Annotated in this window: 27 protein-coding genes; 23 read left to right on the top strand and 4 right to left on the bottom strand. The window is 66.6% G+C overall.

Annotated elements, in window-relative coordinates; translation table 11 throughout:
• Positions 1 to 71: 71 nt before the first annotated feature.
• From AC1DRD_RS18045 to AC1DRD_RS18035, 3 genes are read left to right on the top strand one after another with little or no spacing between them, the layout of a single operon-like run.
• Complete coding sequence (locus AC1DRD_RS18045; RefSeq protein ID WP_478042433.1) at positions 72 to 389, top strand: ArsR/SmtB family transcription factor; 318 nt, start codon at positions 72 to 74, stop codon at positions 387 to 389.
• Positions 386 to 844 (top strand): SRPBCC family protein, encoded by a 459-nt coding sequence (locus AC1DRD_RS18040; protein ID WP_478042432.1) that lies wholly within the window; start codon positions 386 to 388, stop codon positions 842 to 844. The genes AC1DRD_RS18045 and AC1DRD_RS18040 overlap by 4 nt, the downstream gene beginning before the upstream one ends.
• The gene (locus tag AC1DRD_RS18035; RefSeq protein WP_478042430.1) at positions 844 to 1,512 is read left to right on the top strand and encodes a glutathione S-transferase family protein; all 669 of its coding nucleotides are present in this window, start codon (positions 844 to 846) and stop codon (positions 1,510 to 1,512) included. The genes AC1DRD_RS18040 and AC1DRD_RS18035 overlap by 1 nt, the downstream gene beginning before the upstream one ends.
• Positions 1,513 to 1,798: 286 nt before the next feature.
• Here the strand turns inward: AC1DRD_RS18035 and AC1DRD_RS18030 are convergent, their stop codons facing one another.
• Together AC1DRD_RS18030 and AC1DRD_RS18025 are read right to left on the bottom strand one after the other, a co-directional pair.
• Positions 1,799 to 2,080 (bottom strand): hypothetical protein, encoded by a 282-nt coding sequence (locus AC1DRD_RS18030; protein ID WP_478033003.1) that lies wholly within the window; start codon positions 2,078 to 2,080, stop codon positions 1,799 to 1,801.
• Between the two features lie 272 nt (positions 2,081 to 2,352).
• Positions 2,353 to 3,375: an NAD-dependent epimerase/dehydratase family protein gene (locus AC1DRD_RS18025; RefSeq protein WP_478042428.1), complete on the bottom strand. Its 1,023-nt coding sequence runs from the start codon at positions 3,373 to 3,375 to the stop codon at positions 2,353 to 2,355.
• Positions 3,376 to 3,470: 95 nt separating this feature from the next.
• Between AC1DRD_RS18025 and AC1DRD_RS18020 the strand changes: the two genes are divergently transcribed.
• Complete coding sequence (locus AC1DRD_RS18020) at positions 3,471 to 4,439, top strand: NADPH:quinone oxidoreductase family protein (RefSeq protein WP_478042426.1); 969 nt, start codon at positions 3,471 to 3,473, stop codon at positions 4,437 to 4,439.
• 117 nt (positions 4,440 to 4,556) lie between these two features.
• Here the strand turns inward: AC1DRD_RS18020 and AC1DRD_RS18015 are convergent, their stop codons facing one another.
• The gene (locus tag AC1DRD_RS18015) at positions 4,557 to 5,381 is read right to left on the bottom strand and encodes a flagellin N-terminal helical domain-containing protein (protein ID WP_478033007.1); all 825 of its coding nucleotides are present in this window, start codon (positions 5,379 to 5,381) and stop codon (positions 4,557 to 4,559) included.
• A 214-nt stretch (positions 5,382 to 5,595) separates the two neighbouring features.
• The gene (locus AC1DRD_RS18010) at positions 5,596 to 6,417 is read right to left on the bottom strand and encodes a flagellin N-terminal helical domain-containing protein (RefSeq protein ID WP_478033008.1); all 822 of its coding nucleotides are present in this window, start codon (positions 6,415 to 6,417) and stop codon (positions 5,596 to 5,598) included.
• A gap of 239 nt (positions 6,418 to 6,656) precedes the next feature.
• Between AC1DRD_RS18010 and AC1DRD_RS18005 the strand changes: the two genes are divergently transcribed.
• The 19 genes from AC1DRD_RS18005 (at position 6,657) to AC1DRD_RS17915 (ending at position 23,315) form a co-directional block, all read left to right on the top strand.
• Positions 6,657 to 7,910 (top strand): sigma-54 interaction domain-containing protein, encoded by a 1,254-nt coding sequence (locus tag AC1DRD_RS18005; RefSeq protein WP_478033009.1) that lies wholly within the window; start codon positions 6,657 to 6,659, stop codon positions 7,908 to 7,910.
• Positions 7,907 to 8,275, top strand: a complete 369-nt coding sequence (gene fliE / locus AC1DRD_RS18000) for a flagellar hook-basal body complex protein FliE (protein ID WP_478033010.1) — start codon at positions 7,907 to 7,909, stop codon at positions 8,273 to 8,275. The genes AC1DRD_RS18005 and fliE overlap by 4 nt, the downstream gene beginning before the upstream one ends.
• A gap of 8 nt (positions 8,276 to 8,283) precedes the next feature.
• On the top strand, positions 8,284 to 10,002 hold the full coding sequence (gene fliF, locus AC1DRD_RS17995; RefSeq protein ID WP_478042424.1) for a flagellar basal-body MS-ring/collar protein FliF: 1,719 nt from the start codon (positions 8,284 to 8,286) through the stop codon (positions 10,000 to 10,002).
• Entirely contained in the window at positions 10,002 to 11,012 is a 1,011-nt protein-coding gene (gene fliG / locus AC1DRD_RS17990; protein ID WP_478042423.1) for a flagellar motor switch protein FliG, read from the top strand. Before fliF ends, fliG begins: the two co-directional genes overlap by 1 nt.
• The gene (locus AC1DRD_RS17985) at positions 11,005 to 11,727 is read left to right on the top strand and encodes a FliH/SctL family protein (RefSeq protein WP_478042421.1); all 723 of its coding nucleotides are present in this window, start codon (positions 11,005 to 11,007) and stop codon (positions 11,725 to 11,727) included. The genes fliG and AC1DRD_RS17985 overlap by 8 nt, the downstream gene beginning before the upstream one ends.
• A gap of 222 nt (positions 11,728 to 11,949) precedes the next feature.
• Positions 11,950 to 13,281 carry a FliI/YscN family ATPase gene (locus AC1DRD_RS17980; RefSeq protein WP_478042419.1) on the top strand — a complete coding sequence of 444 codons (1,332 nt, stop codon included), beginning with the start codon at positions 11,950 to 11,952 and terminating at the stop codon, positions 13,279 to 13,281.
• Positions 13,282 to 13,379: 98 nt separating this feature from the next.
• Positions 13,380 to 13,802, top strand: a complete 423-nt coding sequence (locus AC1DRD_RS17975) for a hypothetical protein (protein WP_478032941.1) — start codon at positions 13,380 to 13,382, stop codon at positions 13,800 to 13,802.
• Between the two features lie 42 nt (positions 13,803 to 13,844).
• Positions 13,845 to 15,095: a flagellar hook-length control protein FliK gene (locus AC1DRD_RS17970; protein ID WP_478042418.1), complete on the top strand. Its 1,251-nt coding sequence runs from the start codon at positions 13,845 to 13,847 to the stop codon at positions 15,093 to 15,095.
• Positions 15,096 to 15,110: 15 nt separating this feature from the next.
• Positions 15,111 to 15,698, top strand: coding sequence for a flagellar basal body-associated FliL family protein (locus AC1DRD_RS17965; protein ID WP_478032939.1), 588 nt, complete (start codon positions 15,111 to 15,113; stop codon positions 15,696 to 15,698).
• Positions 15,699 to 15,704: 6 nt separating this feature from the next.
• Complete coding sequence (locus AC1DRD_RS17960) at positions 15,705 to 16,646, top strand: flagellar motor switch protein FliM (protein ID WP_478032938.1); 942 nt, start codon at positions 15,705 to 15,707, stop codon at positions 16,644 to 16,646.
• Entirely contained in the window at positions 16,643 to 16,933 is a 291-nt protein-coding gene (fliN, locus tag AC1DRD_RS17955; RefSeq protein WP_066588837.1) for a flagellar motor switch protein FliN, read from the top strand. Before AC1DRD_RS17960 ends, fliN begins: the two co-directional genes overlap by 4 nt.
• On the top strand, positions 16,933 to 17,196 hold the full coding sequence (locus tag AC1DRD_RS17950) for a flagellar biosynthetic protein FliO (protein WP_066588835.1): 264 nt from the start codon (positions 16,933 to 16,935) through the stop codon (positions 17,194 to 17,196). Before fliN ends, AC1DRD_RS17950 begins: the two co-directional genes overlap by 1 nt.
• Positions 17,197 to 17,282: 86 nt before the next feature.
• A complete protein-coding gene (gene fliP, locus AC1DRD_RS17945; protein ID WP_478042480.1) occupies positions 17,283 to 18,128 on the top strand; it encodes a flagellar type III secretion system pore protein FliP in 846 nt (281 codons plus the stop codon).
• 190 nt (positions 18,129 to 18,318) lie between these two features.
• Entirely contained in the window at positions 18,319 to 18,588 is a 270-nt protein-coding gene (gene fliQ / locus AC1DRD_RS17940; protein ID WP_066812386.1) for a flagellar biosynthesis protein FliQ, read from the top strand.
• 171 nt (positions 18,589 to 18,759) lie between these two features.
• Complete coding sequence (gene fliR, locus AC1DRD_RS17935) at positions 18,760 to 19,533, top strand: flagellar biosynthetic protein FliR (protein WP_478042417.1); 774 nt, start codon at positions 18,760 to 18,762, stop codon at positions 19,531 to 19,533.
• On the top strand, positions 19,533 to 20,657 hold the full coding sequence (locus tag AC1DRD_RS17930) for an EscU/YscU/HrcU family type III secretion system export apparatus switch protein (protein ID WP_478042415.1): 1,125 nt from the start codon (positions 19,533 to 19,535) through the stop codon (positions 20,655 to 20,657). Before fliR ends, AC1DRD_RS17930 begins: the two co-directional genes overlap by 1 nt.
• 99 nt (positions 20,658 to 20,756) lie before the next feature.
• Positions 20,757 to 22,268, top strand: coding sequence for a flagellar filament capping protein FliD (fliD, locus tag AC1DRD_RS17925; RefSeq protein WP_478042414.1), 1,512 nt, complete (start codon positions 20,757 to 20,759; stop codon positions 22,266 to 22,268).
• The gene (fliS, locus tag AC1DRD_RS17920; RefSeq protein ID WP_478032931.1) at positions 22,268 to 22,669 is read left to right on the top strand and encodes a flagellar export chaperone FliS; all 402 of its coding nucleotides are present in this window, start codon (positions 22,268 to 22,270) and stop codon (positions 22,667 to 22,669) included. Before fliD ends, fliS begins: the two co-directional genes overlap by 1 nt.
• An 85-nt stretch (positions 22,670 to 22,754) precedes the next feature.
• Positions 22,755 to 23,315 carry a response regulator gene (locus AC1DRD_RS17915; protein WP_478042413.1) on the top strand — a complete coding sequence of 187 codons (561 nt, stop codon included), beginning with the start codon at positions 22,755 to 22,757 and terminating at the stop codon, positions 23,313 to 23,315.
• Positions 23,316 to 23,466 lie beyond the last annotated feature (151 nt).

The raw sequence follows: 23,466 nt of genomic DNA, 5'->3' as shown, positions 1-23,466 counted from the left end.
TCGGGGGAGAGTCCTTCGTCTTTCTGAATCAGGTGCTTGACTCATATGTAAGTCATGACTTACCGTAAGTCATGGCTAACCGAATCGCCGTCGCGCTCAACGCGCTCGCCGACCCCACGCGCCGGGCGATCTTCGAGCGCGTCGGTGCCGCTCCCGGCGCGGTGGGCGAGATCGCCGCCGGGCTGCCGGTGTCGCGGCCGGCCGTGTCGCAGCATCTCAAGGTGCTGAAGGAGGCTGGGTTGGTGACCGACACGCCCGACGGCACGCGCCGCGTCTACCGCCTCGATCCGCGCGGGCTGGGCGCCTTGCGCGACTGGCTCGACCTTTTCTGGGGCGACCAGCTCAGCGCCTTCAAGGATTTTGCCGACCAGCAGGAGAGCCCCGAATGAGCATTGCCCCGATCGTCCAGTCGGTGACCGTCGCGGTGCCGCCCGATCGCGCCTTTGCCCTGTTCACCGGGTCGATCGGCCGCTGGTGGAAGCGCGGCATGACGATCGGCGCCAAGCCGCACGAGGAGGTGGTGATCGAACCGCGCGCCGGCGGGCGCTGGTTCGAGCGCGACGAGGATGGCGTCGAGACCGAATGGGGCAAGGTGCTCGCCTGGGAACCGCCCGGTCGCGTGTTGCTCGGCTGGCAGATCGATGCCGCGTTCAAACACGATCCTAATCTCACCACTGAAGTCGACGTGACGTTCGTGCCCGACGGAATCGGCACGCGCGTGACGCTCACCCACAGCCGGCTCGAACGCTTCGGCGAGTCGGCCGAGCGCATCGCCGCGCAGCTCGGCGGCGGCTGGCCGGGCCTGCTGCAATTGTTCGCTGACCTTACCGAAAAGGACGCATGATGACCGACTTCGTGATCCACGGCATTCCCGGCAGCCCCTATGTCCGCGCGCCCTTGCTCGCGCTGGAGGAAAAGGGCCTGCCCTGGCGGCTTGATCCCTTGCCGATGGGCGGCAATCGGACGCCCGATTACAAAGCGCGGCTGCATCCCTTCGCCAAGATCCCGGTGCTCGATCATGGCGATTTCCGTCTCTACGAAACGCGCGCGATCCTCGATTATATCGATCAGGTCGCGCCGGAGCCGGCGCTGACGCCGGTCGATTGCAGGCTGCGCGCGCGGATGAACCAGGTGATCGGGATCGTCGATTCCTATGTCGCGCCGCGGCTCAGCGGGGCGGTGACCTTCCCCCGCCTCGTCGCGGCGCGGTTCGGCATGGCGGTCGACGACGCCGCGGTGGTGGCCGCGATCCCGGCCGCGCAGGAAGTCGTGGATGAGCTAGCGCGTCTGCTCGGCGACCAGGCCTATATCGCGGGGCCGGCGCTGAGCCTGGCCGATCTGATGCTGATCCCGCACCTCGCCTTCATGCCCGATTTCACCGAAGGCGCGGCGATGATCGCGCCCCATGCCAATCTCGCCGCCTGGATCGAGTGGGTGAAAGCGCGGCCGAGCATGGCCGCGACCGATTGGGCCGTGCTGCTCGATCGGTTCCCAATGCCGGAAGCAGCTTAGTTCCAACGGCTGCGTCGTTCGCCCTCTCCCGCAAGCGGGTGCGCCGGGTCGGTCATGCCCCCGGCATGACCTGAACAGCGCGGGGCGCTGTTCACCCGGTGCAGGTTGGGTGGGGGTCTTCTTCCTTCTTCCAAGCGGTTGACGCCCAAAAAGAAGAAAGAAGACCCTCACCCTCCCACCGCCTTACGGCGGCGGGCCCCTCCCTCTCCCGCAAGCGGGAGAGGGCTAAGTACGCAGGTGGCGGAGCCAGTAGCCGCCCACGCTTAACAGGCGGGGCCGGGCGAGTTCAGTTCGGCACGCCCCACAGGGTGGCGCGGTCACGCGCGAGCGATTTCATGAATTGGTCGAGATCGATCAGCCGCGTCTCGATCTCGCCGGCGTCGACGCCGCGCCACACCGAAATATCGTAGCCGGCCCTGGCTTTCTTGAGGTCCTGGCCGGCACGATAACGGTCGGTGATGTAGAGCAGTTCGAGCAATTCGGTGGGCCGATGGCGTTTGTCGGCTTTGATGACCCCGTATTTGACGAAATATTCCGTCATGATCCCGTCGTTCGATGTGCTGACCATCACCATACCCCTTTTGTATTACGGAGATGGGGGCGCGTGACGGCGAATCCAGACCTGACGTCGGCCTTCGGCAACTTAGAGCGTGATGACGTGAGTTTGACTCGCCGTGATTGCCCGGGCGCGCCCGGGCAACCGCAAAGCGGCGGGCGCCTTTTAGCGCAGCGCAGCGTCTCTCGTCGGTCACGATGCATTTTGCATCGCTCCGCTCCTCGTTCCTCGCCCTGCGCCAAAATCCGCTCCGTCACGGCGGGGCAAACTCACGTCATCACGCTCTAAACCTTCGAAACACCCATTGCGATCAGGCTGTTGGCGGTGTCGACCACGCTGTCGGCGGCGGCGCGCGGGCGCCAGCCGAGCTTTTCCATCGCATGGGTCGGCTCGGCGTGGCGGACCTTGCCGAGCTCGCCGACCAATTGCCGCACCGCGGGGTCGAACAGCGACACGATCCGCATCACCCAATTGGGCATGCGCCGCTTCGGCACCTTGCCGGCATGATCGGGCAGCCGCTCGCGCAGGATCGCGGCGATCTCCATCAGGCGGAGGAAACCGTGCGGCGCCACCGCCATGAAACGCTCGCCGCTGATGTCGGGCGCGGACAGCGCGCGGACATGCAAGTCGGCGACGTCGCGCACATCGACCAGGTTCAGGCCGATATCGGGCAGGGCTGGATAGGCACCCTCGAGCACGCGCTTCACCACTTCGAGCGACGGCGAGAAATCGGTGCCGAGCAACGGCCCCACGACCAGCCCGGGATTGACCGTGACGAATTCCAGGCTACCGCCCTCGGCCGCGATCCAGTCGCGCGCGGCGCGCTCGGCGATCGTTTTCGACTTGGCATAAGCGGAGACCTGCTTGGCAGTTACGTCGGTCCAGTCGGCCTCGGTGAAACTGTCTTTGCCCTCCGCGCGGCCATAGAAGATCGCCGCCACCGAAGAGGTCATCACCAGCCGCGTGACCCCGGCATCGCGAGCGAAACGGAGCGCGCGCAACGCGCCGTCGCGCGCCGGGACGATCAACTCATTCTCGTCCTTCACGTTGTGCAATGGGATGGGGGAGGCCATGTGGACGACATGGCTGCACCCGGCCATCGCCTCGGCCCAGCCGGCGTTGCCGGTCAGATCGGCGGCGAAGAAGGACAGGCGGTCATTGTCGACCTTCAGCCAGTCGCGGACCTCGGCTTCGCGGCCAAGGCTGCGGATGGTGGCGCGGACCGTCCAGCCTTGCTCGATCAGCTGGCGGATGGTGAAGCCGGCGATATAGCCGCTGCCCCCGGTGACCAGAACCACGCCTGCCATATGTCTCTCCTGTTGCACGTCTGGCTAGCAGATTGGTTTCGATCCGCAACGTGTCAGCGATTGACCGGCGCCTGCCCAAGGGGGAGAGCAGGGCGATGAAAGCGCTGCTCGTCTCCGAACTCGGCCCCGATTTCGCCGGCTGCGCGCTGGCCGAGATGCCAGATCCGGTGCGGGCGCCGGGGCACGTGCTGATCCGGGTCCGCGCGGCGTCGCTCAACTTTCCCGATCTGCTGATGACCGAGGGCAGATATCAGCTGAAGCCCGATCTGCCGTTCGTTCCCGGCATGGAAGTCGCGGGCGACGTGGTGGACGCCGATCGCGACAGCGGATTCGCGCCGGGCGACGCGGTGGTCGCGGGGACGCGGCTCGGCGGGTTCGCCGAATTGGTTGCTGTCGATGCACGCAGCGTGCGGCGGCTTCCCGCCAATCTCGATTTCGCCGCGGGCGCGAGCGTCGGGGCTGCCTATAACACCGCTTATGTCTCGCTGGTGCGCTGCGCCAATGTCCAGCCCGGCGAGTGGGTGCTGGTCCACGGCGCGACCGGCGGGGTCGGGCTGGCCGCGGTCGATCTGGCCAAGGCGCTCGGCGCGCGGGTCATCGCGACGTCGCGCTCGCCGGACAAGCTCGCGACATTGGCGGCGGACTATATGGTCGACGCTGCCTTGCCGGCGCCGGGCTTTCGTGAGGCGGTCAAGGAGATCACCGGCAGTGGCGCCGATGTGATCTTCGACCCCGTTGGCGGCGACGTGTTCGACGAAAGCACACGCTGCATCGCGTTCGGCGGGCGGTTGCTGGTGATCGGCTTCACCTCGGGGCGGATCGCGAGCGTCGCCACCAACATTCCGCTGATCAAGGGATTCTCGGTGATCGGCGTACGCGCCGGCGAATATGGCCGCCGCTTCCCCGCGAAGGGCCGCGAGAATCAGGACGCGATCTGGGCGCTGGCGGCGGAAGGCCGCATCCGCCCGCGGGTCGATAGCCGATACGCGCTGGCCGACTGGCGCGCGGCATTCGAGGCGATGCGCGACAGCCGGATGGTCGGCAAGATCGTGATCGAGCCGTAATTAGGTGAACACAAGAAACCCCGGCGGTCGCGAAGACCGCCGGGGTTCGTGGTCGGCCCCGACACCCTGTGAAGGGGGGTTGGTGCCGAGGCCGTACGCCTGTGGCGCTTACGCGCCTCAGCCGCCCAGCAGTTTGAGCACGCCTTGCGAGCTCTGATTGGCCTGGGCGAGCATCGCCGTCGACGCCTGGCTCAGGATCTGGGCCTTGGCGAGGTTGGTCGATTCGGCCGAGAAGTCGGCATCCTGGATGCGGCTGCGCGCATCGGTCAGGTTGGTCGAATTGTTGGTCAGATTGTTGACCGCCGACTGCAGACGGTTCTGCGCGGCGCCGAGGCCGGCGCGGGTCGTCGACACTTCGGCGATCGCATCGTCGAACGCGCTCAGCGTCAGGCCAGTCTTCATCTTGTTGGCGGTGAAGTCGACGACGGCCGACAGCTTGGTCGTCGCGGCGTTGAGCTGGCTGAACGACATCTGGACGGTGTCGCTCGAATTGGCGCCCGCCTGGATCGTCACGTTGTTCGTCGCGGTCGCGAACAGATTCTTGCCGTTATAGCTGGTGTTGGCGACGATCGAGCTGATCTGCGCGCCCAGGGCATCCTGCTCCGCCGTGATGTTGGCGGCGTCGGTGGTCGAATAGGTGCCGTTGGCGCCCTGGACCGCGAGCTCGCGCATGCGCTGGAGCATGTTGGTGACTTCGTCGAGCGCGCCTTCGGCGGTCTGCGCCATCGAGATGCCGTCATTGGCGTTGCGCACGCCCTGGTTCATGCCGCGGATCTGCGAGGTCATCGAGGCCGAGATGGCGAGGCCGGCGGCGTCGTCCTTGGCCGAGTTGATGCGCATGCCCGTGGACAGGCGGTTCATGGCCGTCGACAATGCGTCGTTGGCTTTGGTCGAAGCATTCTGCGCTCGAAGCGCGGAAATATTGCTACCGATAACGGTCATAATGGTCTCCGTTGCTGACGCTCCCCGCCACCCCCAAGGCAGAAGGTCGAGCCGTCGACAGCAACGAACGACCGCTTTCGCGACCGTTTAAGTAAATTTTTTCGTCACCATGAAAATCCCGGCGGCGGTTGGGCCGCCGGGATCTTCTGGTACGCTTCACTCGAAGCCTGTCCTGCCCAGCCCTCGGGGGGATGGGACTGGGCAGGATCCTTCATTAGCCGAGCAGCTTGAGCACGCCCTGCTGCGACTGGTTGGCCTGGGCCAGCATCGAGGTCGACGCCTGGGCGAGGATCTGCGCCTTCGCCAGGTTGGTCGATTCCGACGAGAAGTCGGCGTCCTGGATGCGGCTGCGCGCGTCGGTCAGGTTGGTCGCGTTGCTGGTCAGGTTGTTGACCGCCGACTGCAGACGGTTCTGGCTGGCACCGAGACCCGCGCGGGTCGTCGACACTTCGTTGATCGCGTCGTCGAACGCGCTCAGCGCCAGGCCGGTCTTCATCTTGCTGGCCGCGAAGTCGACCACGGCCGACAGCTTGGTCGTGCCGGCGTTGAGCTGGGTGAAGTCGACCGAGATCGCGTCGGCCGTGTTGGCGCCGGCCTGGACCGAAACGGTGTTCGACGCAGTGGCGAACAGGTTCTTGCCGTTGAACGCGGTGTTGGTGATGATCGAGCCGATCTGAGCGGACAGAGCGTCCTGCTCCGCCGTGATGTTGGCGGCGTCGGTGGTCGAATAGGTGCCGTTGGCCGACTGCACCGCGAGCTCACGCATACGCTGCAGCATGTTGTTGACCTCGTCCAGCGCGCCTTCACCGGTCTGCGCCATCGAGATGCCGTCATTGGCGTTGCGCACGCCCTGGTTCATGCCCTTGATCTGGGCAGTCATCGAGGCCGAGATGGCGAGGCCGGCGGCGTCGTCCTTGGCCGAGTTGATGCGCTGACCGGTCGACAGGCGGTTCATCGCCGTCGAGAGGGCCAGGTTCGCCTGGTTAGAGGCATTCGTCGCACGAAGCGCCGAAACGTTGCTTCCGATAACAGTCATGTCCGTGTCTCCACTTGCTACGACGATCCCCGCCTCTCCCCCGAATAGTGCGAGGGGCCGAGCCGTCTGAACCGGAGAACGGCAGGTATTTGCCGGGCTTTAGGCAAAAAATTGCCGGTCCTTTGCCGGTCACCCCCATTTCGGGTCGCCGCGCGGTAATTTTTTGCCGCCGTTGCCGGATGGTTTACGTCTCGTTTACCAAGTTCCGGGCATGTCCCTCTTCGACGAAGGGGGAATACATGCGTTCGATCTTTCCATCCGACCTGGTGATGCGGCAAAAATATGCCTTGGTCTCTTCGCTGCGTGCGCAGGGCCTGGCGGTTGCCGAGGGCGATGCCCGGCCGCAGGCGAGCGACGTCTTCCTGGTGATGGAAGGCGAGACGCCGCCGATCGCCGACCGCACTCTGGTCATCGGCAGCGAAGGGCGCGGGTTCCGGCGCGGAACGGGCGGTACGCCCACGCGCCTCTCTTTCGGTCCGGCCGACAATGCGATCGGATCGGCTTTCGCTTATGCTTATGCCGCCGGCCCCGAGGCGCCGACCGCCGCCGACCCCGAGAGCCTGGCGCTGTTCGCGCTGGCCGAGCGCGTCGCCGATGCCGACATCACGGTATTGATCAACGGCCCGACCGGCACCGGCAAGGAAGTGCTGGCGCGCACCATCCACCTGAAATCGCGCCGTCGCGACAAGCCGTTCGTCGCGATCAATTGCGCGGCGCTCCCGGAAACCATGCTCGAAGCCTTGCTGTTCGGCCATCAGAAGGGCGCCTTCACCGGCGCCAGTGCGGCGGGCGAAGGCTTTTTCCGCGCGGCCGAGGGCGGCACCCTGCTGCTCGACGAGATCGCCGAGATGCCGCTTCAGCTCCAGTCCAAATTGCTCCGCGTGCTGCAGGAGCGCGAAGTCATCCCGATCGGCGCATCGACGCCGATCCCGATCGACGTCCGCATCATCGCCTGCGCCAACCGCGACCTGCACGAGGAAGTCGCCGCCGGCCGCTTCCGCTCCGACCTTTATTACCGTCTGTCGGTATTCCCGCTGACCACGCGCTCGCTGGCCGATCGCCCGCAGGATATCCCCGCGCTCGCCGCCGCGATGATCCTACGCCATTCGGGCACGCGCCAGTCGATCCCCTGGCCTGACCAGGGCGCGATCGACACGCTGATGGCGCACGACTGGCCGGGCAATGTCCGCGAACTCGAAAATGTGATCCAGCGCGCTTTGCTGTTTGCCGCCGGCGACACGATCGGCGCCAACCATATCGTGTTCGACCGCCGTCCCGAGCCCAAGGCCGATCCGGTCCCGGGGCGCAGCGCCGACACGCTCGCCAATGTCGTCCAGTTCAGCGAGTTCCAGGCGATCCGCGAAACGCTTGCCGCATGCGGCGGCAGCCGGATCGAGACCGCGCGCCGGCTGGGCATTTCCGAACGCACGCTTCGCTACCGTCTCGCCAGAGCGCGCGAGCAGGGTGAAGATATTACGAGGATGTGGGCATGAGCGGCATCAATGGCATTGGCGGCGCGATGAGCGTCGACCGGGTGATGGCGCTGCGCGCGCAGATCCTGGAGCGCAATACGGCGCTGGCGCGTGCCGGGGCGGCGGGGCCGACGGCCGCGCCCGCCACGGTCCAGCCGGCCGGACCCGCCAGTTTCGCGGACTCGCTGACCAGCGCGCTCAACAGCGTCAACGACAGCCAGAACCGCGCGTCGGACATCTCCGCTTCGTACGAACGCGGCGAGACGATCGACATCGCCAAGGTGATGCTGGCCCGCCAGGAGGCGTCGGTCAGCTTCGAAGCGACCTTGCAAGTCAGGAACAAGCTCTTGTCCGCTTATAAGGACATTATGAGCATGCCGGTTTGAGATAGGCCATGAGCAACGAACTCACCCAATCCGCCCCGCTCGCCGCCGAGCGTTTCGCCAATCCGCTGAAGCAGGTCCAGGGCTTGCTCGGTCAACCCGCGATCCGCCGCAGCTTGCCGATGATCCTGATGGTCGGGCTGATCGCGTCCGCCGCGCTCGCCTGGTTCATGCTGTCGACGCCGACGCAGAAGACTCTGTTCACGGGCTTGCCCGACAGCGACAAGTCGCAGGTCATGGCCGCGCTCAAGACTGGCGGCATCACTGGCCGGATTGATGAATCGACCGACGCGCTGACCGTCAATGAGGACGAATATTCCAAGGCGCGGATGCTGCTCGCCGGCCAGGGGCTGCCCAAGGCGGCGCCGGGCGGCTACGCGATCCTCGACAATCTGCCGATGGGTGTCAGCCGCGCGGTGGAAGGCGAACGGTTGCGCCAGGCGCGCGAGACCGAGCTTGCCCGCTCGATCCAGGATATCGACGCCGTTGCCGAAGCGCGGGTGCATCTCGCCGTGCCGGAAAACACTGTGTTCGTGCGCGACAATGCCGCGCCATCGGCCAGCGTCATGGTCAAGCTCCAGGCCGGCCGCGCGCTCAGCGACGCGCAGGTCTCGTCGATCATCAATCTCGTCGCCTCGTCGGTGCCGGGGATGAAGCCCGACGACGTCACCATCGTCGACCAGATGGGCGCGCTCTTGTCCAAGCCGGGCGCCGGCAGCGACAGCAACGACGCCGCGGTGCGCTACCAGCGCCAGGTCGAACAGAAATATCGCGAGCAACTGACCCAGTTGCTGACGCCGTTGGTCGGCGCCGGCAATTTCACCGCCGAAGTGACCGCCGACGTCAATCTCGACGACACCAGCTCGACGCGCGAAAGCTATGACAAGGCCGGTGCGCTGCGCGCCGAGCAGGGCAATTGGACCAACAAGGACGCCCCCAGCGCGCAAGCGCCGGGCGGAATCCCGGGGGCATTGTCGAACACCCCGCCGCCGCCGACCACGGTCGCGACGCCGACGCCCACGCCGACCCCCGCTCCCGGCGCGACGCCGGCGGCCGGAGCGGCGGGCGCGCCTGCCGCCGCGGCCGGTGCCGCCAACTCGCCGGTGATGCCCGACACGGCCAAGGCGAGCGACAGCTATGCCCGTGCCTATGATCTCGGCCGCGAAGTCTCGGTCACCCGCAATGCCCCGGGCGCGCTCAAGCGCTTGTCGGTGGCGGTCGTGCTGCGCGACGTCGAAGGATCGAAGCCGCGCTCGCCGGTCGAGATGCAGCAGATCACGCAATTGGTGAATTCGGCGGTCGGCGCCAACACCGCGCGCGGCGACCAGGTCACCGTGATCAGCCGCCGCTTCGCCGCGGCGCCCGATCTCGGCGGTGGCCAGCCCTGGTACGAAAGCGGCTGGCTGGCGATGGTCCTGCGCAACGTTACCGCGATCGTCATCGCCTTGCTGGTGCTGATGCTCGGCGTTCGCCCGCTATCCAAAGCGCTGATGAAGAAGCGCGACGATGCCGGGCGCGGTGGACGTGACCTCAATGCGACCTTCGGGATCGGTTCGCCGATGGCGGCCGGCACCGGCAGTGGCCCCAACGGCCAGCCGGTCAGCATCGACGCGCTCGAAAGCGCGCAGAATTTCGACGACCGGATCGGGATGGTCCGCGGCTTCACCCGCGACAACCCGACGCGCGCCGCGCTGGCGGTGCGTGACATGATCAAATCGGACGCCCGCTGATGAACGCTCCCGCCTCTTTCCGCGCCTATTCGGGCGTCGAACGCGCCGCCGTGCTGATGATGCTGGTCGGCGAGGAGGAGGCCGCGGCCATCCTCCAGAAGCTCGACCCCGAGGAAGTCCGCCAGCTCGGCAAGGCGATGTTCGCCGTCGCCGATGTCGGCGAGCCCGAGGTGCAGATGGTGCTCGACGATTTTGTCGGCAAAGCACGCGATCGCACCGCGATCGGGTTCGACCCGAAGCCGCTCATCGAGACGATGATGACTCGCGCGCTCGGCCCCGAAAAGGCCGACAGCGTGCTGGCGCGGATCACCCCGCCCGACGCGCAATGCCAGATCGACCTGCTCGACTGGATGGACGCGGCCGAGATCGCGGCGATGATCGAGAAGGAACATCCCCAGATCGCTGCCGTGGTGATCGCCAATCTCGACCAGGACGTTGCCGGCCAGGTGCTCGAATTGCTGCCCGATGCGGCGCAGCCCGAAATCCTCCACCGTGTCGCGCGGCTGGGGCCGATCACGCCCGAGGCGGTCGATACGCTCCGCACCATGCTCGCCAATCGCAGCGGCGCCGGTGGCCAGTCCGCAGGCGTGATGCTCGGCGGCACCAAGGAAGCCGCCCGCATCCTGTCGGGCGCGCGCAAGACCACCGAACAGCGCGTCATGCCCAAATTGTTCAAGATCGACCGCGAAGTCGCCAAGGCGATCGAGGAGGCCTTGTTCGTGTTCGAGAATCTGCTCGACATGGACGACAAGAATCTCGGTACGCTCATCCGCAATATCGACAGCGACTTGCTCACGCGCGCGCTCAAGGGCGTGGACGAGGCGACGCGCAACCGCTTCCTCGGTTGCATGTCGTCGCGCGCCGCCGACGGTATTCGCGACGAGATGGAAGCGCGCGGCCCGATGAAGCTCAGCGAAGTGCTCGACGCGCAAAAGGCGATCATCCAGCTCGCTCGCGCGCTGGCCAAGGACGGCACGATCATGATGGGCGGCGACGACGATTATGTCTGACCGCCCGCTCAACGACTTCGTCGCCGGGTTCGCGAGCCGCCACGACCAGGCGGGCGCCGCGCTGCGCCGCGCCTTCGCCGCCAAAAGCGAGGCGTTCTCGCCGCGCGACATGACTCCCGAGCCGCCGCCGGCGCCCGATGCGCGGCCGCGGCATTTCGAGCCGGCGGATCGCCAGGAGGATCCGACCGAGGGCTGGGATCCGTTCGACGCCACGCAACAGCCGTCAGGCTTCGTCGATCCGATCGCGACGGCCAGGGCTGCCGGCTATGACGAAGGCGTCGCCGCAGCGATGGCCCAGGTCGCCGCCAATGCGGCACGCGACCGCGCGCTGATCGATGACCTGATCGCCGCGATCAACGACGATCGCCGCATCGATCGCGACCGGCTGGCCGGACATCTCCGCCAGACCGTGATGCAATTGGTCCGCCACATGGTCGGCGAGGCCGGCGTCGACGCCGATCTGCTCAATCGCCGCGTCGCGGTCGCCGCCGGCATGCTCGCCGACGACGCCGAATCGGCGGTGCTGCGGCTCAATCCCGAGGACATGCCACTGGTTGACGGCCATCTGCCGGCCAACATCTTCGCCGCCGGCGATATCAAGGTCGAACGCGGCCATTTCGTGCTCGAATCCGCGGCGACGATCGTCGAGGACGGGCCGGACCTGTGGATCGAGCAACTCGCCCAGGCAATCGACCGCGCGGCGTTGCCGGAATGATGATCGTTTCGCAAATCCTCCCCGGCACGGGGAGGGGGACCGCGCGCGCTAGCGCGTGGTGGAGGGGGTTCTCCTCGCCTACATCGCTTGGGGCTCGCCCCCTCCACCAAGCCGCTGCGCGGCTTGCGTTGGGGCGAGATCGTGTCCCCCGGACACGATCTTGGTTCGCCGGGGGCGAACCAAAGTCCCAGCGCCCTCCCCGTAAACGGGGAGGATTTTAAGATGCTGAACCGCTTCGCCGAAGACTATCTCGAAAGCCTTGGCACCGCCGACTTCGTGCCGCAGCCCAAGATATCGGGCCGCCTGGCGTCGTTCGACGGGCTGCTGATGGAAGCGGTCGGGCTCAACCTGTCGGTCGGCACGGTGTGTCAGGTCGGCGCCGCCGGCGGCGCCAAGGTCGAGGCCGAAGTGATCGGCTTCCGCAATGGCCGCACCTTGCTGATGAATCTCGGCGGTCCCGCCGCTTTGCTCCCGCAATCGCCGGTCCGCCCGGTCGGCGCGCCAGGCGCCGCCGAAGTCGGTGCCGCATTGCTCGGCCGCGTGGTCGATGGCGCGGGCAAGCCGATCGATGGGCTGGGGCCAATCCGCGGCGCCCAGCATTGGCCGCTAGCCGGCAAACTGCAAGGTCCGCTCGATCGCGGCCGCGTGCTCCAGCCGATGGACGTCGGCGTGCGTGCGATCAACGGACTGCTGACGATCGGCCAGGGCCAGCGCGTTGGCATCATGGCCGGATCGGGCGTCGGTAAATCGGTGCTGCTCGGGATGATGGTCCGCGCCGCGCAAGCAGACGTCGTCGTCATCGGCCTGATCGGCGAACGCAGTCGCGAAGTTGCCGATTTCCTCGAGACCAAGGTCGCCGGAGAGGCGCGCGCGCGCTCGGTCGTCGTCGCGGTGCCCGCCAACCATTCGCCGGTGCTGCGCATCCGCGGCGCGCTGCGCGCTACCGCGATTGCCGAAGGCTTTCGCGCCGAGGGCAAGAAAGTCCTGCTGATCATGGATTCGCTGACTCGCGTGGCGCATGCCGGGCGTGAGATCGGCCTCGCCTTGGGCGAGCCCGCCTCCGCGCGCGGCTATCCGCCATCGGCGATCGCGATGCTGCCCAATCTGATCGAGCGCGCCGGCACTGACGTCAATACCGGCGGATCGATCACCGCTATCTATACCGTGCTCGCCGATGGCGACGACGGCAACGATCCCGTGGTCGACAGCGCGCGCTCGATCCTCGACGGCCATATCGTGCTGAGCCGCGCGCTTACCGAACGCGGCGTGTATCCGGCGATCGATCTCGGCCCGTCGGTCAGCCGGGTGATGACCGACATCGTGCCGGCCGAGCATATCGCCGCCGCGCGCATCCTGCGTCGCCACCTCGCCACCTATGAGGAAAATCGCGACCTGGTGCTGATGGGCGCCTATCGCGGCGGGGTCGATCCGGAGATCGACGCGGCGATCGCCTATCATCCTGCCGTGATGGAATATATCCGCCAGGACGCCGACACCAAGGTCTCGTTGCCCGACGCGGTCGCCGAATTGATCGGCGTCTTTGGAAATGTTTGATATGAGGGCGGTGCCGGCCCGCACCCCCACCCGGCCGCCCAATACCATTATTCTATGGGCGGCCGGGTGGGGGTGCGGGCCGGCACCGATGCACTTCCATGCATAAAAAACGCCAACTCGATCGCATCTTGCGGGTCCGCACCCTTCAACTGGGCATGACGCGCGCCGAGGAAGTCCGCGCGCACGCCAAGATCGCCAGCGAGGCCGATCTCGCCAAGCGCATCGCGTCGCTCGCCGACAGCGTCGCGCCGACGCCGACCGAAGCGGGAAGCGGCTTCTCGCTGGTCGCGGCCGCACATTTCCGCTCGCGCCTCCACCAATCGGCCGAGATGGCCGAGCATCGCCTGCGCGCCGCCGAAGCGGCCGCCGAACGTGCCGCCGAGGCGACGCGGGAGGCGAAGCGTGACCAGTCGGCCGTCGAGAAATTGATGGTCCGCGCCGACCGCGAAGCGGCGCTCAAGGCAATCCGCGCGCTCGAGGCGGCACCGGCCGTCCGAAAGATTCGGCACGATCCTTGCTAAATACCCCGCGGGGGCAGTGCACGCCTCCCGCACGAGGGGTTCATGACCGGTTTGACTCTATCCGTTTCCACGACTGTCGCGCTGCCCGCAAAGGGTGCCGCGTCCTCCCTGCTTGCCCCCGGCACGGTCGCCGATGGCGCTACGGGCGTGCCGAGCCTGGCCGCTTTCGTCGACCTGATGATCGGCAAGACGACCATCGCGCCCAAGGACGGGCAGACCGGCGGCGAGCGGCAGGATGATGCCACGACCGGCAATTCCTTGCCGCAACAGGACGACGACAAGAGCGATCCCGCGCTTGCCTGGTTGCTCTCGGTAGCGCCGATCGCTCTGCCCGCCGCTCCTGCGAATCCCATTGCGACTGGCGCGGTCACCGCGCCGCTTACCCCGCTCCCGCAGCCTGCCTTGCCCCCACTGCCGCTGGCGGTCGCGAGCGACGCAGGGCGGGCCAAGCCTGGCGCGGAGCCTGCGTCCCCGCAGATCCTGTCCGAGACGCAATCGCAGCCGGCGACCACGCCGATCCCGGTGGCGCTCCAATCGAATACCGCCGCGCCGATCACGGTCGACCCGGCCCTTGCCGCAGCCGCCGACGCGCAGAGCAAGACATTAGCTGCCAAACAGCAGGCCCTTGCCGCCGACCGCTCCCCCGGATCGCAGGCCGCCGCACAGCCGATCCGCATCACCATGCCGCAAGCGGCACCCGTGACCCTGGCCTCGCTGGCCTCGGCCAACGCGCCGATGCCCGCACTGTTCGCGCTGGCGATGGCGCCCGAGCGCAAGCCCGCTGGCGAGGGCAGCCAACCCGGGGACCTGACCGCCGCCGCGACGCTGTTGACGCCGGCCGATGCCGTCCAGCTGGTCGCCAAGCCGGGTCAGGCTGAGCGCCAGGCGCTCGACATGGGTCGCCAGGATTGGCCGCAAAAGATGATCGACCGGATCGAGGCGCTGCGCGACGACGCCAATGCCAATGATACCTCGATCCGGCTCAAGCCCGACGCGTTGGGGCGAATCGACGTGTCGCTGCGCACGCATGCCGATGGCGCGGTCACCGTCCGCTTCGCCGCCGAGCAGCCGACCACGCGCGCGCTGCTCGCCGATGCCGCGCCGCAGCTCAATGCCGCGGCCGAGGCACGCGGCATCCGGCTGACCGGGACCAGCGTCGACCTGAGCGGCTCGGGCATGACCGGAGGCGATCGCCCGCGGCCGCAGGTCGAGGTCAGGCAGGACAGCAAGAATCGCCTCGCGACTGGCGGGGATGACGACATTCGGGCCGTCGATGACGGCCGTGTGGCTTGAACGGGGAAATGAACGATGAGTGACGAAACCAAGGCCGACACGCCCAAGAAAAAGGGCAAAGGCAAATTGATCATCCTGATGCTCCTGGCCGTGCTCCTGGTGGGTGGCGGCACGGCGGGCGGCCTGTGGGCGGCCGGCATGTTGGGCGGCGCCAAGGCGGCTGGGCCCGAAGGCCCCAAATTGGTGCCCAAGAGCGAGCAGAAGCGCACCAGCGGCGACGGCAAGGAAGGCGAGGGCGCCACATCGGTCGGCACCAAGCCGCCGTCGGGCAGCGGCGGCGACAAATATGCGTCCAATTATTACGCGATCGACAAGGACTTCACGTCGAACCTGCGCGACAGCCCGCATTACGTCCAGATCGGGATCGCGGTGTCGACGCCGTACGACGATTCGGTGATCGAGAACCTCAAGACCAACGAGATCGCGGTGCGCTCGGCGGTGCTGATGGCGCTCGGCGATTCGACCGAGGACGAGGTCACGACCGGCGACGGCAAGAAGCGCCTGGCGCAGCGATTGGTCCAGGCAATCAACGCCACGCTCAAACAAAAAGAGGGATTTGGCGGGATTAGTAACGTCTACTTTACCAATTTTGTTGTTCAGTGACCGGGCATGGTTAACGGCTCGTCATCCATATCCGACACGGACCGGCGCGAACGCCCTCGCGCGGCGGCGACACACGCCCCCGCGCTGGGCGGCGCCAATCTGAATCCGTTCGGCGATCTGCACACGCTGCAGCATCTCTCCGCTCGTCTCGCGCGGAGCCTGCGTGGCGTGTTCGAGCCGTTGTTGCGCCAGGAAGTCCGCTTGTGGGCGGAGCCGCTGGTGGTGCAGCGCTTCACCGATTACCGCGCCGAGCGCCCCGACGGCCTGACCGCCTGGGTGCCGCTGTCGATGACGCCGGGCACTGGCCAGGCGCTGTTGGTGGTCGACGGCAAGTTCGTACTCGAATTGCTCGACATGTTCTTCGGCGGCACCGGCGCCGCGCCGCACGACATGCCGAGCGAATTCTCGCCTGCCGCGGAAGCGATGATCGGGCACCTCGCCGCGATCGTCGCCGAGCCGATGACGACCTCGTGGGAGCCGCTCGCCAAGGTGAGCTTCTCGCCGGGTCGGGTCGAGGCCAACCCGTCGATGGTCGCCGGGCTCGATGGCGACGATCCGATGGTCGTCACCCGTTTCGGCATCGGCAAGCATCACGGCAAGCCGATCTTCATCGACATCGTCTATCCGGTGCAGTCGCTCAAGCCGTACACGCCCTCGCTGAATGGCAAGGTGCTCGGCGCCGCGCCCGACCCGGCATGGCAGAACGGGCTCGCCAAGGCCGTGATGACGGTGACTTTCCCCGTTCGCTCGGTGCTCGCCGAGCCGGTGATCAGCCTCGCCAAGCTGATGGAACTCAAGGAAGGCGACGTGATCCCGATCAGCGTCGCCGCCGACGTGCCGGTGATGGTGGCCAATGGCCGCCTTGGCACCGGTACCGTCGGCACGTCCAATGGACGCGCCGCGATCAAGCTCAATTCGCTCTCTCTCAATGTCGAGGAACTCGCATGACCGATTTGTCCGGGACCTTCCCGGTCGACGCCAATATGGCCGCCAATTACCGGCTGCTGCAGGATGTCGACGTCAAGCTCACGGTGGAGATCGGCCAGACCCGGCTGACGCTCCGCGAACTGCTCGCTCTGGGCGAAAGCTCGGTGATCGAGCTCGACCGCCAGGCCAACGAGCTGCTCGACGTGTTCGTCAACGGCACGCTGATCGGCCGTGGCGAAGTCGTCACCGTCGGCGAGCGCTTCGGCGTTCGCCTGACCGAGTTGGTCAGCCCAGAGAAGCGCGGCTGATGCTCTGGACGTATATCCTCAAGCTGTTCGTGCTGCTGCCGCTGGTCTGCGGTCTGATGGTCGGCTGTCTGTGGCTGTGGCGACGGCTCGAGAGCCGGATGCCGGGCCAGCCGGCCAACCGCACGATCAAGGTTCAGGAAACGATGATGCTGTCGCCGGGCCTGCGCCTCGCGGTGATCGAGTTCGAAGGGCAGAAATTGCTCGTGTCGGTCGGTCGCGGCGGCGTGCAGCTGATCGACAAGGCAGGGGGGCTGCCCAAGTGACGACGATCCGCCGCCTGAAGCAAGACGGCCCTTCGCTGTTCCGCGCGCCGGTCCCCGCCGCGCCGCGCCCGAAGAATGTCCAGCTGATGAAGCTGGTGCTGATCCTGCTCGCCTTCGTCGCTCTGCTGAGCGTTGCGATGCCGTCCTTCGCCCAGAGCGCGCCCGCCGCGCCGGCGGCGACCACCGCTTCCTCGGCGCCGGCCGCCGCGGCCAAGCCCGGCATCGGCGACGCCGTCGACCGCGCGCTCGGCCAACTCGGCGGACCGGGGGCGGCTGCCGCGACCAATGGCGCGGGCAAGGCGCCGCTGTCGCTCAGCCTGCAAGTCCTCATCATCATGGGCCTGCTCACGATCCTGCCCGGGATCCTGCTGATGATGACCAGCTTCACGCGGATCATCATCGTGCTGTCGATCCTGCGCCAGGCGCTGGGATTGCAACAGACGCCGCCCAACCAGGTGCTGATCGGCCTGTCGCTGTTCCTGTCGCTGTTCGTGATGGCGCCGACGATCAACCAGATGAACACCCAGGCGATCCAGCCTTATTCCGCCGGCCAGATCGGCGGGACCGAGATGATCCAGCGCGCCGGCCAGCCGCTCCATGCCTTCATGATCAAGCAGACGCGGATGAAGGACCTCAAGATGTTCGCCGACATGGCGCATTCGGGCCCGTACAAGAGCTCGGTCGACGTGCCCTACACCGTGTTGCTGCCGGCCTTCGTCACCAGCGAATTGAAGACCGCGTTCCAGATCGGCTTCCTGATCTTCCTGCCGTTCATCGTTATCGACCTGGTGGTCGCGACCGTGCTCATGTCCTTGGGCATGATGATGATGTCGCCGACGATCATCTCGATGCCGTTCAAATTATTGCTGTTCGTGCTGGTCGACGGCTGGGCGATGATGATGGGCAGTCTCGCATCGAGTTTCGCGACATGATGCCCGCCTGTCCGCCGCCCGCGCCGAACCCGTTCCGCGCGCCGCCGCCCGCCATGCCGAGCCGCAGGCCGATGCTGTGGCTCGCCTCCCACCGTCATGCCAGCGCAAGCTGGCATCTCGTGGAGGGAAATACGGCACAAGACCCCAGCGTTCGCTGGGGTGACGATGTTTCGAACTGGATCAACTGACGATGGACGCCGACTATTTCATCGGAGTGGCCGATCAGACGATGTGGGTGCTGGCGCTCGCCGCCGCCCCGGTGCTGATCCCGGCATTGCTCGCCGGCCTGATCCTGGGCATGGTCCAGGCGGCGACGTCGATCAACGAACAGACGCTGACCTTCGTCCCCAAGCTCGCGGTCGTCGGCCTGTCGCTGTTGATCTTCGGCAGCCTGATCATGGGCCTGTTGACCGACTTCACGATCGATATCTTCCAGCGCATCCCGGATCTGGTGAGGTGATCCAGGTTGAGGCTCCTTGCTCCCTCTCCCCTTGTGGGAGAGGGAAGGGGCCCGCGCGCGCAGCGCGTGGGAAGGGTGAGGGGGAGTCACAGGCGATATCGCTCGTGACTCCCCCTCACCCTTCCGCGGCTTCGCCGCTCCCTCCCTCTCCCACAAGGGGAGAGGGATAACGTGCTCGGCCTCGGCCTGAATATCGAGGCGCAGCTGTGGGCGCTGCTCTTCGTGATGATCCGGATCGGCGCGGCGTTCGTCGCGGCGCCGGTGTTCGGCGCGGTGGCGGTGCCGTTGCCGGTGCGCGTCGCGCTGTCGGGCGCGATCGGCGTGCTGGTGCTGGCGGTCCATCCGATCGTCCCGCCCGCCGACATCTTCTCGATCGCCACCATCTTGAGCGCGGTCGCCGAAGCCCTGATTGGCCTCGCGATCGGCTTCATCCTGCAGATCGCGTTCGCCGCTCCCGCGGTTGCCAGCGAAGTGATCGGCACGTCGATGGGGATCGGTTTCGCCTCGGCGATCGACCCGCAGAACGGCCGCTCGACCCCGGCTTTGGGCAATTTCCTGTCGGTGCTGATGACGCTCCTGTTCCTGTCGGTGAACGGGCACCTCGTCCTCGTCGACATGCTGGTGCGCAGCTATACCGTGCTGCCCCCGGGTGGCGCCTGGCTGTCGCCCGACCGGCTCAAGGACATCGCGTTCTTCGGCGGCTATACCTTCGCCGCCGGCTTGCTGCTCGCGCTTCCCGTCGGGTTCCTGCTGCTGTGCCTCAACATGATCGTCGGCATGGTCAGCCGCGCCGCGCCCAGCCTCAACCTGTTCGCGATCGGCCTGCCCGCCAGCCTGGCGGTCGGCGTGGTCGCGCTCGCGCTCGCGATGCCGGCAATGGGTGATTACATGCTCGTCATCGTCCAGGAAGGACTCGATGCCGCGCAAAGCCTGGTGTTCGGCTGATGGAATATGAAGGCGACAAGACAGAAGCGCCAACAGCCAAGCGTCGCAAGGACGCGGTCGAGCGCGGCGATGTCCTCAAGTCACGCGAGTTTGCGACCGCGTTGATCGTGCTCGCCGGCTGCGGCTGGATCGCGATGCTCGGACCGCAAATGGTCAAGGCGTGCGAAGGGCTGATGACCGCGAGCTTCCGCTTCGGCCGCGCCGATATCGAGGATTGGTCGCCGATGCGGCCGCTGATCCAGGCCGGCCTGGGCTTCGCGCCGACGGTCGGCGGGCTGTTCCTGATCGCGATGATCGCGGCGGTACTCAGCCAGGCGGCGTTGGGGTCGTTCCGCTTCAACGGTACCCTGCTCCAACCCAAATTCTCGCGGGTCAACCCGGCGTCTGGGTTGAAGCGGATCTTCGGTCCGACCGGCTGGATCGAACTCGGCAAGTCGCTGCTCAAGGTCGCCTTGCTCGGATCGATCGGCGCCTGGCTGATGTGGAAGACCGCGCAGCCGACTTTGGGCCTGTCGACCTCGTCCGACGTCGCCGGCGTGGTCGGCAATCTCGGCGGGACGTTCGTGTGGATCCTGTTCACGATGGCGGGTGGGCTGGTGCTGATCGCCGGCGTCGACCTGCCGATCCAGATCATCCGGCTGCTCGGCAAGCTCCGGATGAGCAAGCAGGAAGTGCGCGACGAGAACAAGGAAACCGAAGGCTCGCCCGAGGCCAAGCAGCATCTCCGCCAGCGTCAGCGCGAGATGAGCCGGCGGTCGGTGCGCAAAGCGGTCGCCACTGCCGACGTCGTCCTGACCAACCCGACCCACTTCTCGGTCGCGCTGCGCTACGACCGCGTCAACGACACTGCGCCGGTGGTGGTGGCCAAGGGCCGCGGCATCACCGCGCTGGCGATCCGCGACGTCGCCGGCGACGAGAAAATCCCGATCCTCGAATATCCGATGCTCGCGCGCGCGGTCTATTATACCAGCCGCGAAGGGCAGGAGATCCGCGACGATCTCTACCCCGCCGTCGCTACCGTGCTCGCCTTCGTGTTCGGCCTCAACCAGCGTGCCGGCACGGTGCCGCCGGCGATCGACGTGCCGACCACGGCGCGGTTCGACGAAAACGGCGTCAAACAATGACAGCTGAAACAGTCGCCGATCCAGCGAAGCTGAAAAAACGACCCTAAATTTCGTTCCGGCCCGGTCGTTATATGATCTGACGCGCGCGGAGTAACGATCATGGTGACGACCAGCTCGACGACGAGCACCCCGACCCCGAGTCCTACGCCGAGCCCATCGGCGTCGAGCGTGATGGGTTCGGCCGCGCAGGCGCTGTTCAATTCGCTGTCGACCGGATCGGGCGTCGATACCGCCTCGCTCGTCACCTCTTTGGTCCAGGCGCAATTCGCCACCAAGACCGACGCGCTGACTGCTCAGGCCGACGCGCTGACCGCGCAGATTTCGGGCGTCTCGACGCTCAAGAGCACGATCCAGCAATTCGCCACCGCGCTCAAGACGCTGACCACCAACGGTACCTTGCAGTCGCAGCCGCAAAGCTCGAACAACAATGTGCTGACCGCCAGCGCCCAGACCGGCGCGGCGCTGAACGGCCTGACTTCCTCGATCACCGTCAGCCAGCTCGCCAGCGCGCAAGTCGCGACGACCCAGGTCGCGGTCGCCGACCGCACCGCGGTGATCGGATCGGGCCAACTCACGCTGACCTTGGGCAGCGCGACCTATTCGGCTGACGGCAGCCAGATGACCGGCTTCACCGCCGGCGCCGGCACGCCGGTCACGATCGACCTGACCGATTCGAGCCTCGACGGCATCGCCGCCGCGATCAACGCCAAGAAGGCCGGTGTGACCGCCTCGGTCGTCACCGATGTCGACGGCAAGGCCTATCTCTCGCTCAAGGGCGTGACCGGCACGGCACAGGCCTTCACTCTAGCCGCGACCACCGATCCAACCGGCAACCTCGCCCAGTTCAATGTCGGCGTCGGCGCGACGGGCACCAAGATGTCCTCGGTCGCGCAGAACGCCAAGCTGACCGTCGACGGCGTGTCGGTCGAGCGCGCGTCGAACACCGTCACCGACCTGATCAACGGGGTGAAGCTGCAGCTGACCGGCACCAGCCCGGTCGCGGTGTCGCTGACCGCGAGCTCGCCGACCAGTGGGCTCAAACAGGCGATTTCCGACTTCGTCGACAGCTACAATGAGGTGCTGAACACGATCAACACCCAGATCGACCCGCAGAACGGGCCGCTCAAGAGCGATACCGCGGCACGCGGGCTGATCAATTCGCTGCGTTCGCTGACGACGCGTTCGCTGCTTACCGGTGCGGCCGCCGGAACGCCGACAACCCTGGGCGAGATCGGCATCAAGACCAACCGCGACGGCACCTTGTCGGTCGACGACGCGGCGGTGACCAACGCGCTCAACAATTATCCGGCGTCGGTCGAGGCGATGTTCTCGTTCTCGACGTCGAGCTCGGACGGCATCACCGCGGCGATGAACGGCATTTCGCTGACCTCGACCAGCACACTGTACGGCCTCGGCGCCTCGCTGACGCGCTATACCCAGCAGCAGTCGGACGTGTCGAAGGCCAAGGACGATCTGTCCGACCAGTCGGACCAGATGAAGACCCGGCTGACCCAGCAATTCGCCAGCATGAACGCCAAGGTCGCGGCCTATAAATCGACCCAGGCGTTCCTCAAGAGCCAGATCGACGCCTGGGCGAAAGGCGACAATTGATGGCCGGCTATGCAACCGCGCTACGCGGCGATCCCGAAGCGACCTATCGCCAGATCGACCTGGTCGGCCGCACCGGCGAAGCGGACGGACCAGCGCTGGTCCAGTTGCTCTACGAGGAATTGGTCCGCGCGCTCCGCGTCGCCGCGCATGCCACCGAAAACCAGAACTACGCGCTGAAGGGTGAGAAGATCACGCGCGCTACCGCGATCCTGTTCGCGCTCGAGGCGGGGCTGGATTTCGACAAGGGCGGCGAGGTCTCGCACACGCTCGCGCGGCTCTATCGCGGCGCGCGCAACGCGATCGTCGATGCCAGCGTGGGACACGACGCGCAGCCGTTCCTCGAAGTCGCATCGAACCTCGAGGAAATCGCCCAGGCCTGGGCTCAGGCCCGCCGAGCTTGATACTCCCTCCGGCAAGTTGGTTGCCGCGCCATTAACCCTTTCGTGACCGGCGCCAGCTTAGGGTCGCGATCAAAGGAAGGACCCGATGGCCGAACTTCACCGACCCGTACGCACGATCCTGGTGGTCGACGACAGCCGCACCAATCTCAATGTCATCGGCAAGCGGCTGACGCATTTCGGTTATCTGACCGCGCTCGCCGATAGTGGCGAGGAAGCGCTCGACCTGATCGCCGTAAGGGGCTTCGATCTCGTCCTGCTCGACCTGGTGATGCCGGGGATGAGCGGACTCCAGGTGCTGACCGAATTGCGCTCGCGCCTCGAAACCGTCGATTTGCCGGTCATCGTCGTCACCGGACGCAGCGATCCCGCAGCGGCGGTCCAGGCGCTCGCCGCCGGCGCCGACGATCATGTCGCCAAACCGTTCGATTTCGACGTGCTGCACGCCCGGATCGAACGCACGCTTGCGCGCGCTCGCCGTGTTACTGACCTCAAAAGATCGAATGCCGCGCTCGATGCGCGGATCGCCGCGCGCGCGATGGAATTGGGCGAAGCCCGCGCCGAACTCGCCGACATCCGCGCCGACCGCCAACGGCTGATCGTCTCGCTCGAGGCGCTGCACGACGAGGTCGAGCGGCTGCGGGCGTAACGAGCGGATAGGCATTAGCCCTCTCCCGCCTGCGGGAGAGGGTTGGGTGAGGGTCTTCTTCCTTCTTCCAGGCGTGTGCCGAGACAGAAGAAGAAAGAAGACCCTCACCCTCCCACCGCTTCGCGGCGGGCCCCTCCCTCTCCCGCAAGCG

Source organism: Sphingomonas sp. P4_G2 (genome assembly GCF_056401155.1).
Note: the sequence above shows the minus strand (reverse complement) of the source record. Positions and strands in the feature narration are given on the sequence as shown.

Coding starts and splice junctions, on each gene's coding strand:
- AC1DRD_RS18005 (WP_478033009.1), top strand. CDS start 6,657: ATGCGTTCGATCTTTCCATCCGACCTGGTGATGCGGCAAAAATATGCC.
- AC1DRD_RS18020 (WP_478042426.1), top strand. CDS start 3,471: ATGAAAGCGCTGCTCGTCTCCGAACTCGGCCCCGATTTCGCCGGCTGC.
- fliE (WP_478033010.1), top strand. CDS start 7,907: ATGAGCGGCATCAATGGCATTGGCGGCGCGATGAGCGTCGACCGGGTG.
- AC1DRD_RS17950 (WP_066588835.1), top strand. CDS start 16,933: ATGCTCTGGACGTATATCCTCAAGCTGTTCGTGCTGCTGCCGCTGGTC.
- AC1DRD_RS18045 (WP_478042433.1), top strand. CDS start 72: ATGGCTAACCGAATCGCCGTCGCGCTCAACGCGCTCGCCGACCCCACG.
- AC1DRD_RS18040 (WP_478042432.1), top strand. CDS start 386: ATGAGCATTGCCCCGATCGTCCAGTCGGTGACCGTCGCGGTGCCGCCC.
- fliD (WP_478042414.1), top strand. CDS start 20,757: ATGGTGACGACCAGCTCGACGACGAGCACCCCGACCCCGAGTCCTACG.
- AC1DRD_RS17985 (WP_478042421.1), top strand. CDS start 11,005: ATGTCTGACCGCCCGCTCAACGACTTCGTCGCCGGGTTCGCGAGCCGC.
- AC1DRD_RS18015 (WP_478033007.1), bottom strand. CDS start 5,381: ATGACCGTTATCGGTAGCAATATTTCCGCGCTTCGAGCGCAGAATGCT.
- AC1DRD_RS17965 (WP_478032939.1), top strand. CDS start 15,111: ATGAGTGACGAAACCAAGGCCGACACGCCCAAGAAAAAGGGCAAAGGC.
- AC1DRD_RS17980 (WP_478042419.1), top strand. CDS start 11,950: ATGCTGAACCGCTTCGCCGAAGACTATCTCGAAAGCCTTGGCACCGCC.
- AC1DRD_RS18025 (WP_478042428.1), bottom strand. CDS start 3,375: ATGGCAGGCGTGGTTCTGGTCACCGGGGGCAGCGGCTATATCGCCGGC.
- AC1DRD_RS18035 (WP_478042430.1), top strand. CDS start 844: ATGACCGACTTCGTGATCCACGGCATTCCCGGCAGCCCCTATGTCCGC.
- fliF (WP_478042424.1), top strand. CDS start 8,284: ATGAGCAACGAACTCACCCAATCCGCCCCGCTCGCCGCCGAGCGTTTC.
- AC1DRD_RS18010 (WP_478033008.1), bottom strand. CDS start 6,417: ATGACTGTTATCGGAAGCAACGTTTCGGCGCTTCGTGCGACGAATGCC.
- AC1DRD_RS17960 (WP_478032938.1), top strand. CDS start 15,705: ATGGTTAACGGCTCGTCATCCATATCCGACACGGACCGGCGCGAACGC.
- fliQ (WP_066812386.1), top strand. CDS start 18,319: ATGGACGCCGACTATTTCATCGGAGTGGCCGATCAGACGATGTGGGTG.
- fliG (WP_478042423.1), top strand. CDS start 10,002: ATGAACGCTCCCGCCTCTTTCCGCGCCTATTCGGGCGTCGAACGCGCC.
- AC1DRD_RS18030 (WP_478033003.1), bottom strand. CDS start 2,080: ATGGTCAGCACATCGAACGACGGGATCATGACGGAATATTTCGTCAAA.
- fliS (WP_478032931.1), top strand. CDS start 22,268: ATGGCCGGCTATGCAACCGCGCTACGCGGCGATCCCGAAGCGACCTAT.
- fliP (WP_478042480.1), top strand. CDS start 17,283: ATGAAGCTGGTGCTGATCCTGCTCGCCTTCGTCGCTCTGCTGAGCGTT.
- AC1DRD_RS17930 (WP_478042415.1), top strand. CDS start 19,533: ATGGAATATGAAGGCGACAAGACAGAAGCGCCAACAGCCAAGCGTCGC.
- fliN (WP_066588837.1), top strand. CDS start 16,643: ATGACCGATTTGTCCGGGACCTTCCCGGTCGACGCCAATATGGCCGCC.
- AC1DRD_RS17975 (WP_478032941.1), top strand. CDS start 13,380: ATGCATAAAAAACGCCAACTCGATCGCATCTTGCGGGTCCGCACCCTT.
- AC1DRD_RS17915 (WP_478042413.1), top strand. CDS start 22,755: ATGGCCGAACTTCACCGACCCGTACGCACGATCCTGGTGGTCGACGAC.
- AC1DRD_RS17970 (WP_478042418.1), top strand. CDS start 13,845: ATGACCGGTTTGACTCTATCCGTTTCCACGACTGTCGCGCTGCCCGCA.